Source organism: Acidiphilium sp. (assembly GCF_049977125.1).
Lineage (GTDB): Bacteria > Pseudomonadota > Alphaproteobacteria > Acetobacterales > Acetobacteraceae > Acidiphilium.
This window is the reverse complement of the sequence record NZ_JBMFGY010000049.1, coordinates 2,824-16,051: the sequence shown is the minus strand read 5'-3', so window position 1 is coordinate 16,051 and position 13,228 is coordinate 2,824. Positions and strand designations below refer to the sequence as shown.

Sequence of the window (13,228 nt, the reverse complement as noted above, 5' to 3'; positions counted from 1 at the left end):
GTTCATCCAGGCGGGGTGGAGCAAGCTGATGTCTTGGCCCGGCATCGTGCACCTGCTGGTGCATCTGCATGCGCCCTATCCAACATTTGGCGGCATCATCGCTATTGCCTGTGAACTCGCGGGAGGGATCATGGTGGCGCTCGGACTGCGGACGCGCATCGGCACCATCATCCTGATCCTGTTCACGATCGGTGCTAACTGGCTCACGCATCGGTTCTGGCTGATGCAGGGCGTAGCCGCCGTTTCCGCCGAAATCCAGTTCCTACTCGACCTGTCGATTTGCGGCGGATTGCTGATCCTCGCCTCGGTCGGACCGGGGCGGATTTCGATCGACCGGCGCTGACCTTACCGATACGGGATGCGACCGGTAGTCCGGACGGACGCCAGTGACACCTGACATCTCCCAATCCGAAGACGCCGCGAAATCAGGTCGCGGCGGATCAGAAGCCTTCGCGTTCGATCCGCTTCCGTTCCATCTTGCGGGCGCGGCGCACCGCCTCGGCGGCCTCACGGGCGCGGCGCTCTGAGGGTTTTTCGTAATGGCGGCGCAATTTCATCTCGCGGAACACGCCTTCACGCTGAAGCTTCTTTTTCAGCGCCTTCAGCGCTTGATCGACATTGTTGTCACGAACGAGAACTTGCACTTGGCCTGACACTCCGTTGCTCTGCAGCAAATTTGGTTGATAAGTCGTTGATTAAAACAAGAAAAAGCCCCGCTAGGTGATAGCGTGGCGGCCGTTCGGGCCGATAAGGATCAGCTCTTGGGACCCGATATAGCAAAAACCGCCGGTTTGCCAACAGTCCCCGCGAAAAAATCATTGCGGGGCGCCATACGGGTTTGCCAAATCGGTGAATTGCGCCATGTGAACGGCATGGCAATCCTCAAACTGGCCCGGATGGGCCATCCCGTTCTACTGGGCCGCGCTGCCCCGGTCGAGGATGTAACCGCGCCGGAAATCCGCCGCCTGCTCGCCGACATGATCGAAACCCTCGATGATGCCGGCGGTGTCGGCCTCGCGGCACCGCAAGTTCATGTTCCGCTGCGTCTGTTCATCTATAAAGTTCCTGAGCGGCGCGTCTCCGGCGCCGCGGACGATGCTCCTCTCCCCCTCAGTGCGGTGATCAACCCCGAACTCGTGCTGGATGACGGCGAAACGATCGAGGATTGGGAGGGCTGCCTGTCGATCCCTGGCATGACCGGTCTGGTTCCCCGCGCCGCGCGCGTCACCATGCGGGCAATGAACGCCTCCGGCACGATGTTCACCCGTGCCGCGGCGGGGTTTCATGCGCGCGTCATCCAGCACGAAACCGACCATCTCGACGGCATTCTCTACCCGGCGCGGCTACGCGATCCGCACATGTTCGGCTATAATGAGGAGGTCGTTCGGTTCCGCGACGACATCATGGCATCCCGACCCGACGTTCCGAGACCCCGATAAGGAGACCACGGCGATGAATCCCTGCGAAACCATGCTGCCCGACGATGAGGCCGTGATCCGCGCCCTGATCGACGAGGTCGCGTTTGAGGGATGGACCCGGATCGCGCTGCGCCGGGCTCTGCTCGCTTGCGGCCGCGATGCCGAGGACGCGGCGTTTCTGTTTCCGGGCGGGGCGAGTGAGATGATCGAGGCCTGGGCCTGCCTCGCCGACCAGGACATGGAGCGCGCCGCCCGCGCCGCCGATCTGGCGGCCTATCGAACACCCGGCCGGGTGCGTGCGATCATCTCGTTGCGCTTCGAGCAAAACCGGCGCTACCGCGAGGCGATTGGCCGGGCGGTGGCTATTCTGGCGCTGCCGCAGAACGCGAAACTCGCGGCCACCATCACCGCCCGCACGGTCGATGCGATCTGGCACGCCGCCGGCGACCGATCGGCCGATTTCGCCTGGTACACCAAGCGCGCGCTCCTCGCAGGGGTCTATACCAGCACGCTATTGTTCTGGCTGCGCGACATGTCCGACGATGACGAGGACACCATCGCCTTTCTCGACCGTCGACTCGACAACGTCGCGAGCATCGGCAAGATCAGAAAAACGATCGAGGCGAGAATGCCGAAATCCAGAACTCCCCGGTTTCCGAAGTTGCGCCTGCCCCGCCTGCCCCGCCTGCGCCTGCCCACTCCCTGCGCGAGCCCTTGCCGGGCGCCGGGCTCATGACGAAAGACCCATCGCCGTCCGCATAAACGCCCGTTTGAGCACAGGCATCCGGTTCACCGCCGCGAGACCGATGTCACGCGCGAGACGGATCGGCGGCAAGTCGGTTGAGAACAGCCGGTCCAGCGCATCGGTTGCCGCCAGCATCATCAGATTATCTGGCCGTCGCGCCCGCTGATAGCGCGCCAGCACCGCGGCATCGCCCGGATCGTCGGCGGTTTCGATCAAACCAACCAACGCCATGCCGTCGCGCAGGCCAAGGTTCAGCCCCTGGCCCGCGATCGGGTGGACACCATGGGCGGAATCGCCGACCAGGGCGAGCCGGGTCGCATAGTAGCGATGCGCGTGCAGCGCCGAGAGCGGATAGGTCCATCGCTTGCCGATCAGCCGGATCGCGCCGAGGTGATCGCCGAGCCGGCGCGCCACTTCGCTCGTAAAGCCGGCATCGTCCATCGTGCTCAGCCGCCGGGCGATCGCATGGGATTCGGTGAACACGATGGCCGAGACGTGCTCGATATCGCTGACATCGGTTCCATCGCCGGAATCGCTGGTATCGTTCATCGGCAGCTGCGCGAACGGACCTCCCGGCAGGAAATGTTCGAGCGCGACATTGCCGTGGGGCAGCTCATGCGCAATCGCACAGACGACCGCGCTCTGGCGATAGGTGAACCGTGTGACCGGAATTGCCGCTTCGCTCCGCAATGAACTGGCCCGTCCATCGGCGGCGATGATCAACCGCGCGCGATAACAGCCATGACCGGCGACATCGACCACCGCGTGGTCAGCGTGGCGCTTCACGGCGGCAACCGCCGGCGCGTGCACCACGACCCGCGAATCAGCGAGGGTTCGGTTGATCGCCATGCGCAGCGCGCGCGCCTCCACGATCCAGCCGAACGGATCGTCACCAATGTCGCGATGGTCGAAATGCAGAAACATCGGCGAGGCCGGGCGGCCGGGCTTACCGTCCGACACCCGGATCTGTTCGATCGGACAGGGCGCAAAGGGCAGCGCATCCCACAACCCGGCGCGATCGAGCAGGGCGCGCGAGCCGAGTGCGATAGCATAGGCGCGACCATCGAAATCCGGATGCTCCATCGGCGGCAGCGCGGCACGATCGATCAGCAGGACCGAGCGACCGGTGTCGGCGAGAGCGAGAGCAAGGGCGGCACCGACCGGGCCGGCCCCAATGATGGCAATGTCAAATGACGTCTGGGTCATGATCCGTATCTCGCATGTCCTGACGATCATGCAAGGCGGGCGCGCAAGCACTTTGTTCTGACCAGGCGTATGCGCGGGGGCCTGATGGTCGCGGCATTGTGAGCAGACGCACGATCGAGCAAGATTGCCAGCGGATTAATCAGGATTTTGCTTTATTTATAGGCAATTTTTTCGCTGAGCCACAAAATCGTCGAAAATCGGATGAAGCTTTCGTAAGCGGTGGGTAAGCTGGAAATCTTTGGCATGAAATCTGCATTGCGTTGGGGGAGCGGCGCCTGCGCGCCGTCGGACGGTCGCTCGCGCGGCTGGGCAACACGGAAGATGGGAAGCATGGAGACGAAAACACAATGGCACTGATACCCTCCCCCGCATGGCTCGACCCGGGCGATAACGCGTGGCAGATGACAGCGGCAACGCTGGTCGGTCTGCAGAGCGTGCCTGGCCTCGTTCTTCTCTATGGCGGCATCGTCAAAAAGAAATGGGCGATCAACTCCGCCTTCATGGCGTTGTATGCGTTTGCCGCAGTGCTGATCGTCTGGGTGCTGTGGGCCTACAATATGGCTTTCGGCAAGCAATGGTTCCCGTTCATCGGCCATCCTGGACAGATCATCTCAGCCTACAACGAGTTGAAGGAAGCCGTGATTCCGGCCGCGGCCTCCGGCATGCCGCCGATCGCGTTCCCAATGTCCACCATGGTGTTCTTCCAGTTCGTCTTCGCGGCGATTACCGTGATCATCCTCGCCGGCTCGGTTCTCGGGCGGATGAATTTCAAAGCCTGGATGATTTTCGTGCCGATCTGGATGACTTTTGTCTACACCGTCGGCGCCTTCTCGCTCTGGGGTGGCGGCTGGCTCGGTCAGCTTGGCGTGGTCGATTATTCGGGCGGTTACGTCATCCATTTGACAGCAGCGGCCTCTGGCTTCACGGCGGCAGCGGTGATCGGTCCGCGCCTCGCGCGTGATCGCGAGAGCTTCCAGCCGAATTCCCTGCTGATCACCCTGGCCGGCGCCGGTATCTTGTGGCTCGGCTGGAACGGCTTCAACGGCGGCGATCCGTATTTTGCCAACGCTGATGCCGGGGCCGCGGTGCTCAACACCAACATCGCTACCGCGATGGCGCTGCTGACCTGGACCGTGCTCGACGTGTTTGCCTTTGGTCTGCCCTCGGTTCTCGGCGCAGTTAACGGCATGATCGCAGGACTCGTCGCGATCACCCCCGCCGCAGGTTATGTCAACGGCGTCGGTGCTATCGTGCTCGGACTGCTCGCTGGCGTGATCCCCTGGTTGACCTGGAATAAGCTCGGCAAATCCTGGCTGTTCCGCAAGGTCGATGATACGCTCGGCGTGTTCCATACCCATGGCGTGGCGGCATTGATCGGCGGCATCGGCACCGGCGTCCTCGCCGATCCCGGCATGATCGAATATCTCGCGACCGGCAAGGACAGTGCGGTCAATGTGACCGGCATGTGGTACAGCGGCAGCTTCCATCAGGTATTGCTGCAAATCGAGGGTGCCGCCTTCATTATAGCGATCAACGTGGTCGGCACGGTGATCATTCTGAATCTTATCCGGCTGGTGGTACCGCTACGGATGGATGAGGAAATGCTCAAAATGGGCGATGAGGCCGCGCATGGCGAGGAGGCCTATGCGATCTATGCCGATGGGCAGCGTGGCGTGCCCGTGTTGGGCGACTGATGCGGCAACGGCCGGTTAATATCCGGCCGAGTCTGCGATAGAAGTAACTGATCAACCGAGAGCGACCGGACCCCGCCAGGGTTCCGGTCGTTTTGTTTTGTCGAATCAGGAGGATTTGAGGTATAGTTCACGCTGATATGAATCGCCGGAGTCCGATTGCCCGATGTCTGTGACCACCGAGACGCGAAATTTCCTGTCCCCGGCGCTGAAAGCGCGGTTCGCCCGGCATCTGGCCGAGTTGGCCGCTTTGGCCGTGGCGCTGGTCGGGCTGACCCTTCTGATCGCTTTGGCGTCGTATCATCCGGGTGATCCATCGTTCGATACCGCGTCGAGCCTGCCGGTGCGCAACCTGGCGGGGCGGTTCGGGGCGACAGTTGCCGATGTGCTGCTACAATGTTTCGGCATCGCGGGTGCCTTGCCGGCGCTGGTGCTTCTGGCGTGGGCGTTTCTCCTGGTCAGCCATGGCCGTGTCAGCCGCTGGCGGCTGCGCTTGTTCGCCACGCTGGTTGCGCTGCCGACATTGGCGATGGCCTTTGGCGTGACACAGACGATCGATCCGATGATGGTGACGCCTTGGCCCGTCGCGGCGGGTCTGGGCGGTGTGTGCGGTGCGCTACTCGGCGGCATCGGCGCCCCGGCGGGACACGCGTTACCTGGCATGATCGGACGCGGCCTGGCGCTGGCATTCGCCACGATCGTCGGGCTTGGCGGTGCTTTGTACGGTTTCGGGCTAAGTCCCGGTGAGTGGCGCGCGGCGGGGCGGCGGGCGCGGGCGGCGGCGATGGTTTCGGCGCGGCAGAGCGGTCGGGCGGTGCGTGGTGCGCGCAGTGGCGCGGGGGCGGTGTCGGCCTGGTTGGCGCCGGTCCTGAGCACACCGCCGATGATCGATCCGTTCGAGGCGGATGACGAAGCCGGGATCAGGTTGCCGCTGCCGGAACGACCGGGCGCTGCCCCGGCACCGGCGCGACTGACGCGCGCCGCCCCAGCCAGGAAGGCACCGCCGGTGCAGGAGCGCCTGCCCCTGCCAGACACCGGGTGGCGGCTGCCGCCGCTCGAATTGCTTGCGACGGCGCCGCCGCGCGCGGCCACTGGCCCTTCGGCGGAGGCGCTGCAATCCAACGCGCGGCTGCTGGAAACGGTGCTCGGCGACTACGGCGTTCAAGGGCGCATCGTGGAAATTCGGCCAGGGCCGGTGGTGACTCTCTATGAGCTGGAACCCGCCCCCGGCATCCGCTCGGCGCGGGTGATCGGGCTTGCCGATGACATCGCGCGCAGTCTTTCGGTGCTGGCGGTGCGGATCGCAACCGTTGCGGGGCGGAATGTCATCGGCATCGAGGTGCCGAACGCCAAGCGCGAGACGGTTTATTTATCAGAGCTGATGGATCTGGCGAACTGGGGCAGCGGGGCCGGGAAGCTTTCGATCGCGCTGGGCAAGGACATCGGGGGCAAGCCGGTGATCGCGGATCTGGCGCGGATGCCGCATCTGTTGATCGCGGGGACCACCGGGTCGGGCAAGTCGGTCGGGATCAACGCAATGATTCTGAGCTTGCTCTACCGGCTGTCGCCTGAGCAATGCCGGATTATCATGATCGATCCGAAGATGCTGGAACTTTCGGTCTACGAGGGCATCCCGCATCTGCTCGCGCCGGTGGTGACCGAGCCGGCCAAGGCGGTGGCGGCGTTGAAATGGGTGGTTCGCGAAATGGAGCGCCGGTATCGCGCGATGAGCGGTCTCTCGGTGCGCAACATCGGCGGGTACAATGATCGGGTGAACGAGGCGCTGGCGAAGGGCGAAGTGGTCACACGGCGGGTGCAGACGGGTTTCGATTCCGAGACCGGGCGACCGACGTTCGAGGATCAGCCGCTGGCGCTTGAGGCGTTGCCGCTGATTGTCGTGGTGATCGACGAGATGGCCGATCTGATGATGGTCGCGGGCAAGGAGATCGAGGCGGCGGTGCAGCGATTGGCACAGATGGCGCGGGCGGCGGGCATCCATGTGATCATGGCGACGCAGAGGCCGTCGGTCGATGTGATCACCGGGACGATCAAGGCGAATTTTCCGACGCGGATTTCGTTTCAGGTGATTTCGAAATTCGATAGCCGGACCATTCTGGGCGAACAGGGCTCCGAGCAGCTGCTGGGGATGGGCGACATGCTCTATATGGCGGGTGGCGGTCGGATCACCCGGGTGCATGGGCCGTTCGTTTCGGATCGGGAGGTCGAGGATGTCGTGGCGTATCTCCGTGAGCAGGGGGAGCCGGATTATCTCGATGCGGTGACCGAGGCGGTGGACGACGATGCGCCAAACATGCCAGGCCTGGCCGCGGCCGAAGCAGGGGAAGGCGGGTTGTACCAGCAGGCGGTGGCTCTGGTGGCGCGGGAGGGCAAGGCGTCCACCTCGTTCATTCAGCGGCATTTGCAGATCGGGTATAATCGCGCGGCCAAGCTGATCGAGCAGATGGAAAAAGAGGGGGTGGTTGGGCCAGCGAACCATGTCGGCAAGCGGGAAGTGCTGATCGAAAGCGATCGGGATTGAAACTGGCACCTGGGGTCGTTGTGTACGACCGAGGACAGGCGGAGAGGGTTGCGCGGCGGGGGGCGACGCTGCTGTCGCCGTCGGGATTCGCGGTTTATGGCGGTTGTGCATGGTGGGCCGCGATCGTCGCGGATTTGGATGTCGTTTCGTTGCTCAATTGCGGCGATGGCGCGGGGCGAGCGGTGGAGGCGATGCGGCTGGGGCTGCGGGGGGTGGTGCTGCTGCGGGCGGTGCCTAATTTCGCGGCGGTGGCGGAGATCGCGGCAGCGTGTGGGGCGCTGCTGCTTGATACCGCGCCGCCGGCGCTCGACTTAGCAGAGCGAGGCGCCGACCGGCGCCTGGCGGCATGGATGGATACAGGGAGAGCATGATGCATATCACGCGGCGAGTTCGGGACATTCTGGATTGGTATGAGAGCGACAACCCCGGCACCAAGGGCAATCTGGCTCGGATGCTGATGCAAGGGAAACTCGGCGGGACCGGGAAGATGGTGATTCTGCCCGTGGACCAGGGATTCGAACATGGGCCGGCGCGTAGTTTTGCCAGTAATCCGGCGGCATATGATCCGCATTATCATTTTCAGCTCGCCCTCGACGCCGGGTTGTCGGCCTATGCGGCGCCGCTGGGGATGCTGGAGGCGGCTGCGGGACGTTATGCGGGGTCCATTCCGACCATACTGAAACTGAATTCGTCGAATTCCCTGGCCACCGAGAAGGACCAGGCGGTGACGGGATCGGTTTCGGATGCGTTGCGGCTAGGGTGTTCGGCGATCGGGTTCACGATTTACCCGGGATCGGAATACCAGTTCAAGCTGATGGAGCAATTTCGTGACCTGGCGGCGGAGGCGAAGTCGGCGGGGCTGGTCGTGGTGTTGTGGTCGTATCCGCGGGGGCCGATGCTGAACAAGGCGGCGGAGACGGCGGTGGATATCTGTGCCTACGCCGCGCATATGGCCGCGTTGCTCGGGGCCCATGTGATCAAGGTGAAGCCACCAACCGACCATATCGGGCTGGAAGCGGCGCGCAAGGCCTATGAGTTGGTCGATACGTCGACCCTTGAGAAGCGGATTGCCCATGTGGTGCAGTCCTGTTTCGCGGGGCGGCGGCTGGTGGTGTTTTCGGGCGGGGAGGCCGCGGAATCGGCCTCCCTGCTGGAGACGATCCGCGGGGTTCATGCCGGCGGTGGATCGGGTTCGATCGTCGGGCGCAATTCATTCACGCGACCACGCGATGAGGCGTTGGCGCTGCTGGCAGAGATTATCGCGATTTATCAGGGGAAGGCTTGAGCCGGCTTTATGTGATTTCGCCGCCACGGATCGGGGAGGATTTCCCTGATCTTTTGGCGGCGGCGCTGGATGCGGGCGCGGTCGCGGCGTTTCAGTTGCGGTTGAAGGATGTTGATGATGATACGCTGTGCCGGGCGGTGGATCGGTTGCTGCCGGTGGCGCAGGGGCGAGATGTCGCGTTTATTTTGAACGATCGGGCAGATCTGGCGGTGCGGCTGGGGTGCGATGGGGTTCATTTGGGTCAGGATGATCTGCCGAAGGGTGGTGTGAAGGCAGCGCGGGCGCTGGTTCGGGGATTGAGTCTTGGTGTGACGTGCCATGCAAGCCGGCATCTGGCGATGGAGGCGGCGGAGGATGGGGCGGATTATGTGGCGTTCGGGGCATTTTTTCCGACGGGGACCAAAGATGCGCCGGTGCGGGCAGAGGTTGATATCGTTACGTGGTGGAGTGGGGTGATGGAGGTGCCTTGTGTGGCGATCGGCGGGATCGATGCCACGAATTGCGGGGCGCTGGTGTCGGCAGGAGCGGATTTTATCGCGGTCGTCGGGGCGGTTTGGGGGCATCAGGGCGGGCCGGCGGCGGGGGTCGCGACCATGTTGGCGGCGATGACTGAGGAGTGACCTTCCAGAGGCCGCCGGCTCAGGTTGAACCGGAAACAGCTCCAACCCGCAAGGCAATCACCGATCAGGGAAACCTGTCCCCTTCAACGGCGCGACCAACATCGATCTCATCACGTGAAATCGCGATCGGCCAACCACCCCACCCGTCACCCAATGGCGGCAAGCGGACAACAGGTTGATGAATTTGGTGGAGCCAAGCGGAATCGAACCGCCGACCTCCTGAATGCCATTCAGGCGCTCTCCCAACTGAGCTATGGCCCCACAACTTAAGCGCGGCCTATAAACCGGGTAGGTGGGGGAGGCAAGGGGGGGGTGGAAAGACGGCGCGGTCGTGATATGAGGTCGGGTGAACGCCGGGTTAGCACAGTGGTAGTGCAGCGGTTTTGTAAACCGAAGGTCGGGGGTTCAAATCCCTCACCCGGCATGTTCCTCCTCGATATTTCCTCAAAAGAGACTCGAAACCATCACGGTATTTCCGGATGGACACTCAGGCGTGCGGGCGTAGCCTGCATCACACCGGCACGGGCGCGCCACATCAACGCCGCATAGATCAAGGCGGCAATCGTGAGGCCAACAAACCAGGAATAGGTGTAGAGTGTAACGAATACCGGCGCGACATGAGGGAAGCTCGCGGGGAAGGCCGCGTTGAGAAAGCCGGGAAGATTGGGCAGGATGCTGAGCACCAGGGCGGCGAGGGCGGCGGGGTTCCAGCCGGCGCGGTAGCTGTAGCGCCCGTCGTTGCTGTACAGATCAGTAACGTCGAGGCGGCGGTTGCGGATGAGCAGATAATCCACGATCAAAATCCCCGCGATCGGCCCGAGCAGCGCGGAATAGCCGATCAGCCAGGTGAAGATGTAACCGTGGGTTGAGGCCAGGATTTTCCAGGGCATCATCACGATGGCGATGATGGCGGTGATCATGCCGCCGGTGCGGTAGCTGATCCGGCGCGGGCTGAGCGAGGAAAAATCATAGGCCGGGCCGACGAGGTTGGCCGCCAGATTGACGCTGATCGTATCGACCAGCAGGAACACGAGTGCGAGCAGCACTGCACCACCGGTCATTTTGCCGGCCAGCGTCACCGGGTCCCAGATCGCGCTGCCGTACATCACCACGGTGCCCGAGGTGACCAGCACGGAAAATACCGCGAGCAGCCCCATCGGCACCGGCAGGCCGATCGCCTGGCCGATCGCCTGATCGCGCTGGGTTTTGGCGAAGCGGGTGAAATCGGGGATGTTCAGCGCAAGCGTCGCCCAGAATCCGACCATGGCGGTCAGCGAGGGGAAAAACACGCTCCAGAACTGGCCGGCCTTGGCCCCGCCCGGCGCAAATGCCGAAGGCTGGTTCAGCAAGGGTCCGAACCCGCCGACTTTTTCATAGACGTACCAGAGCAGCAGCGCGCAGATGATGATTTTGGCCGGCGCGGTATAGGTTTCAAGCTTGCGGATCGCCTCGATGCCGTGAAACACGTACCAGAGCTCGATCGCCCAGAACAGCAGGAAGCAGACCAGTTGTGAGGCGTTGATGCCGAGCCCCGCGATCGCGGCACCGCCGATCGGGTGGCCGACCAGCACGCCGCCGAGCGTGTAGATCATTTCACCGCCGAACCACGTTTGGATGCCGTACCAGCCGCAGGCGACCAGGGCGCGCATCATCGCCGGCAGCCGCGCCCCGGTGGTGCCGAACGAAGCGCGCGCGAGCACTGCGTAGGGAATGCCGTAGCGCGCCCCGGCATCGCCGATCAGCAGCATCGGCACCAGCACGATCAGATTGCCGAGAAACACCGTGATCACCGCCTCGGACCACGACATCCCCGCACCGATCATGCTCGATGCCAGCGTGTACGAGGGAATGCACATCACCATCCCGATCCAGAGCGCGACGAAATGATACCATCGCCAGGTCCGCTGTGCCGCGGTGGTCGGGGCCAGATCGGCGTTGGTCAGGGTGACGGCGCTGGTATCCGGTGATGCGGTGGATCGGCTCATGAGGGGACCTCGGATGTTGCATAGTCGGGCGCGCGGCGCAGCGGGTTGTTCGGGTGATCCTGCCAGGTCAGGCGGGTGGGCGCGGGTTGCGGCATCATGGTGATGCATCCGCTGACCGGGCAGATGTGATGGCAGAGATTGCAGCCGACGCATTCGGCATCGATCACCCGATAGGTTCGCCGCCCGGCCGCGGTCTCCGCGACGATCGCCTGATGGGCGGTGTCTTCGCAGGCGATGTGGCACAGGCCGCAGCCGATGCATGATGCCGGGTCGATCCGCGCGATCGTGCGCCAGGCGAGGTTGAGGTCGTGCCAGTTGACGTAGTTGCGCACGGCGCGGCCGGTGACATCGGCGATGCGGGCGTAGTGCTTCTGATCCATCCAGTTCGACAGACCATCGATCAGATCGTCGACGATCCGAAACCCGTAATGCATCGCGGCGGTGCAGACCTGCACCATCCCGGCACCGAGGGCGAGGAACTCCGCCGCATCCCGCCAGGTGGCGATACCGCCGATGCCCGAAATCGGCAGCGACGCCATGGCAGCGTCGCGCGCGATGTCGGCCACCATGCGCAGGGCGATCGGCTTGACCGCCGGGCCGCAATAGCCGCCGTGGGTGCCGAGCCCCTCGACCATCGGCAGCGGCGCCATCGCATCGAGATCGACCCCGACGATCGATTGCACCGTATTGATCAGCGAGACCGCATCGGCCCCCCCGTCACGCGCGGCGCGCGCGGGGATCAGAATGTCGGTGATGTTGGGGGTCAGTTTCACGATCACCGGCATCCGCGTGTGCTGCTTGCACCAGCGCGTCACCATCGCGACGTACTCCGGCACCTGCCCGACCGCCGAGCCCATGCCGCGTTCGGACATGCCGTGCGGGCAGCCGAAATTCAGTTCCACCCCATCGGCCCCGGTCGCTTCGACGCGCTGGAGAATCTCGGCCCAGGCCTGCTCCTCGCAGGGGACCATGAGGCTGACGATCATCGCCCGATCGGGCCAGTTGCGTTTCACCGTGGCGATCTCGCGCAGATTGACCTCGAGCGGCCGGTCGGTGATCAGTTCGATATTGTTCAGCCCGGCCATGCGCTGGCCCTGAAACGCAACCGCGCCGTAGCGGCTGCTGGCGTTGACCACCGGCGGGTCCTCGCCGAGGGTTTTCCACACCACTCCGCCCCAACCGGCGCGAAACGCGCGCTCGACATTATAGGCTTTGTCGGTCGGCGGAGCGGAGGCGAGAAAGAACGGGTTGGGTGCGCGGATGCCGGCGAAATCGATCCTGAGATCAGTCATGCGCAGCCTCCAGATAGTGCCCGATCGCGGCGGCGGCGAGCTTGCCGTGCTGCACCGCATGGACGGTCAAATCCGGCCCCGCCACGCAATCGCCGCCGGCGAACACGCCGGGGAGCGAGGTTGCACGCGTGATATCGTCGATCACGATGCGGCCCTCGTGATGGGCGAGGCCGTCCGCATCGGCCAAAGCGACTGCCTGACCGGTCGCCTTGAGCACCATGTCCGCCTCGAGGGCGAAATGGTCGGCACTGAGCATCAGGGCACCGCGCGCGTCGCTTGAGGTGCGGGCGAACCGCACGCCGGTCACCGCGGTATCGCCGTTGAAGGCGAGCGGCGTGGCCCAGAGCCGCAAGGCCACACCATTGGTCAGCGCCCAATCCTGCTCGGCCGGCGTCGCCCCCATGTCGTCCCGGCCGCGCCGGTAGACGATGGTGACGAGTTCGGCGC

At 64.0% G+C, this 13,228-nt stretch carries 14 protein-coding genes and 2 tRNA genes; 9 read left to right on the top strand and 7 right to left on the bottom strand.

What is annotated here, in order from left to right:
- Nucleotides 1-343, top strand: a 343-nt coding sequence (locus ACP5E6_RS09565; RefSeq protein ID WP_427954004.1) for a DoxX family protein, incomplete at its 5' end; no start/stop codon positions are given.
- A gap of 97 nt (nt 344-440) precedes the next feature.
- Here the strand turns inward: ACP5E6_RS09565 and rpsU are convergent.
- Complete coding sequence (gene rpsU / locus ACP5E6_RS09560) at nt 441-644, bottom strand: 30S ribosomal protein S21 (RefSeq protein WP_007421557.1); 204 nt, start codon at nt 642-644, stop codon at nt 441-443.
- Nucleotides 645-872: 228 nt separating this feature from the next.
- Here rpsU and def point away from each other — a divergent pair, with 228 nt between their 5' ends.
- Both def and ACP5E6_RS09550 read left to right on the top strand, forming a co-directional pair.
- Nucleotides 873-1,439: a peptide deformylase gene (gene def / locus ACP5E6_RS09555; protein WP_427954003.1), complete on the top strand. Its 567-nt coding sequence runs from the start codon at nt 873-875 to the stop codon at nt 1,437-1,439.
- Between the two features lie 13 nt (nt 1,440-1,452).
- Nucleotides 1,453-2,154: a COQ9 family protein gene (locus ACP5E6_RS09550; RefSeq protein ID WP_427954002.1), complete on the top strand. Its 702-nt coding sequence runs from the start codon at nt 1,453-1,455 to the stop codon at nt 2,152-2,154.
- Here ACP5E6_RS09550 and ACP5E6_RS09545 read toward each other — a convergent pair.
- Together ACP5E6_RS09545 and ACP5E6_RS09540 are read right to left on the bottom strand one after the other, a co-directional pair.
- On the bottom strand, nt 2,149-3,369 hold the full coding sequence (locus ACP5E6_RS09545) for a UbiH/UbiF/VisC/COQ6 family ubiquinone biosynthesis hydroxylase (RefSeq protein WP_427954001.1): 1,221 nt from the start codon (nt 3,367-3,369) through the stop codon (nt 2,149-2,151). The genes ACP5E6_RS09550 and ACP5E6_RS09545 overlap by 6 nt on opposite strands.
- A 152-nt stretch (nt 3,370-3,521) precedes the next feature.
- The gene (locus tag ACP5E6_RS09540) at nt 3,522-3,701 is read right to left on the bottom strand and encodes a hypothetical protein (protein WP_427954000.1); all 180 of its coding nucleotides are present in this window, start codon (nt 3,699-3,701) and stop codon (nt 3,522-3,524) included.
- A 15-nt stretch (nt 3,702-3,716) separates the two neighbouring features.
- On the opposite strand from ACP5E6_RS09540, the gene ACP5E6_RS09535 reads away from it, so the two are divergent.
- From ACP5E6_RS09535 to thiE, 5 genes are all read left to right on the top strand, one after another.
- The gene (locus tag ACP5E6_RS09535; RefSeq protein ID WP_427953999.1) at nt 3,717-5,063 is read left to right on the top strand and encodes an ammonium transporter; all 1,347 of its coding nucleotides are present in this window, start codon (nt 3,717-3,719) and stop codon (nt 5,061-5,063) included.
- 163 nt (nt 5,064-5,226) lie between these two features.
- Nucleotides 5,227-7,599: a DNA translocase FtsK gene (locus ACP5E6_RS09530; protein ID WP_427953998.1), complete on the top strand. Its 2,373-nt coding sequence runs from the start codon at nt 5,227-5,229 to the stop codon at nt 7,597-7,599.
- Nucleotides 7,596-7,970 (top strand): hypothetical protein, encoded by a 375-nt coding sequence (locus ACP5E6_RS09525; protein ID WP_427953997.1) that lies wholly within the window; start codon nt 7,596-7,598, stop codon nt 7,968-7,970. The genes ACP5E6_RS09530 and ACP5E6_RS09525 overlap by 4 nt, the downstream gene beginning before the upstream one ends.
- A complete protein-coding gene (locus ACP5E6_RS09520; protein ID WP_427953996.1) occupies nt 7,970-8,884 on the top strand; it encodes a class I fructose-bisphosphate aldolase in 915 nt (304 codons plus the stop codon). Before ACP5E6_RS09525 ends, ACP5E6_RS09520 begins: the two co-directional genes overlap by 1 nt.
- Complete coding sequence (gene thiE / locus ACP5E6_RS09515) at nt 8,881-9,504, top strand: thiamine phosphate synthase (protein WP_427953995.1); 624 nt, start codon at nt 8,881-8,883, stop codon at nt 9,502-9,504. The genes ACP5E6_RS09520 and thiE overlap by 4 nt, the downstream gene beginning before the upstream one ends.
- Nucleotides 9,505-9,689: 185 nt before the next feature.
- Here thiE and ACP5E6_RS09510 read toward each other — a convergent pair.
- Nucleotides 9,690-9,765, bottom strand: a tRNA-Ala gene (locus ACP5E6_RS09510).
- 91 nt (nt 9,766-9,856) lie between these two features.
- Here ACP5E6_RS09510 and ACP5E6_RS09505 point away from each other — a divergent pair.
- Nucleotides 9,857-9,928, top strand: a tRNA-Thr gene (locus ACP5E6_RS09505).
- Between the two features lie 40 nt (nt 9,929-9,968).
- Here the strand turns inward: ACP5E6_RS09505 and ACP5E6_RS09500 are convergent.
- The 3 genes from ACP5E6_RS09500 to ACP5E6_RS09490 all read right to left on the bottom strand — a co-directional run.
- Nucleotides 9,969-11,489, bottom strand: coding sequence for an NCS1 family nucleobase:cation symporter-1 (locus ACP5E6_RS09500; RefSeq protein ID WP_427953994.1), 1,521 nt, complete (start codon nt 11,487-11,489; stop codon nt 9,969-9,971).
- Nucleotides 11,486-12,781, bottom strand: a complete 1,296-nt coding sequence (preA, locus tag ACP5E6_RS09495; protein WP_427953993.1) for an NAD-dependent dihydropyrimidine dehydrogenase subunit PreA — start codon at nt 12,779-12,781, stop codon at nt 11,486-11,488. The genes ACP5E6_RS09500 and preA overlap by 4 nt, the downstream gene beginning before the upstream one ends.
- Nucleotides 12,774-13,228 (bottom strand): FAD-dependent oxidoreductase (locus ACP5E6_RS09490; RefSeq protein WP_427953992.1); only part of this gene is annotated, 455 nt, incomplete at its 5' end. The genes preA and ACP5E6_RS09490, both read right to left, overlap by 8 nt.

What these genes read in the sequence shown, in the direction of transcription:
- ACP5E6_RS09540 (WP_427954000.1), bottom strand. Translation starts at nt 3,701, where the DNA reads ATGCTTCCCATCTTCCGTGTTGCCCAGCCGCGCGAGCGACCGTCCGAC.
- ACP5E6_RS09530 (WP_427953998.1), top strand. Translation starts at nt 5,227, where the DNA reads ATGTCTGTGACCACCGAGACGCGAAATTTCCTGTCCCCGGCGCTGAAA.
- ACP5E6_RS09520 (WP_427953996.1), top strand. Translation starts at nt 7,970, where the DNA reads ATGCATATCACGCGGCGAGTTCGGGACATTCTGGATTGGTATGAGAGC.
- ACP5E6_RS09535 (WP_427953999.1), top strand. Translation starts at nt 3,717, where the DNA reads ATGGCACTGATACCCTCCCCCGCATGGCTCGACCCGGGCGATAACGCG.
- preA (WP_427953993.1), bottom strand. Translation starts at nt 12,781, where the DNA reads ATGACTGATCTCAGGATCGATTTCGCCGGCATCCGCGCACCCAACCCG.
- ACP5E6_RS09545 (WP_427954001.1), bottom strand. Translation starts at nt 3,369, where the DNA reads ATGACCCAGACGTCATTTGACATTGCCATCATTGGGGCCGGCCCGGTC.
- ACP5E6_RS09550 (WP_427954002.1), top strand. Translation starts at nt 1,453, where the DNA reads ATGAATCCCTGCGAAACCATGCTGCCCGACGATGAGGCCGTGATCCGC.
- ACP5E6_RS09500 (WP_427953994.1), bottom strand. Translation starts at nt 11,489, where the DNA reads ATGAGCCGATCCACCGCATCACCGGATACCAGCGCCGTCACCCTGACC.
- def (WP_427954003.1), top strand. Translation starts at nt 873, where the DNA reads ATGGCAATCCTCAAACTGGCCCGGATGGGCCATCCCGTTCTACTGGGC.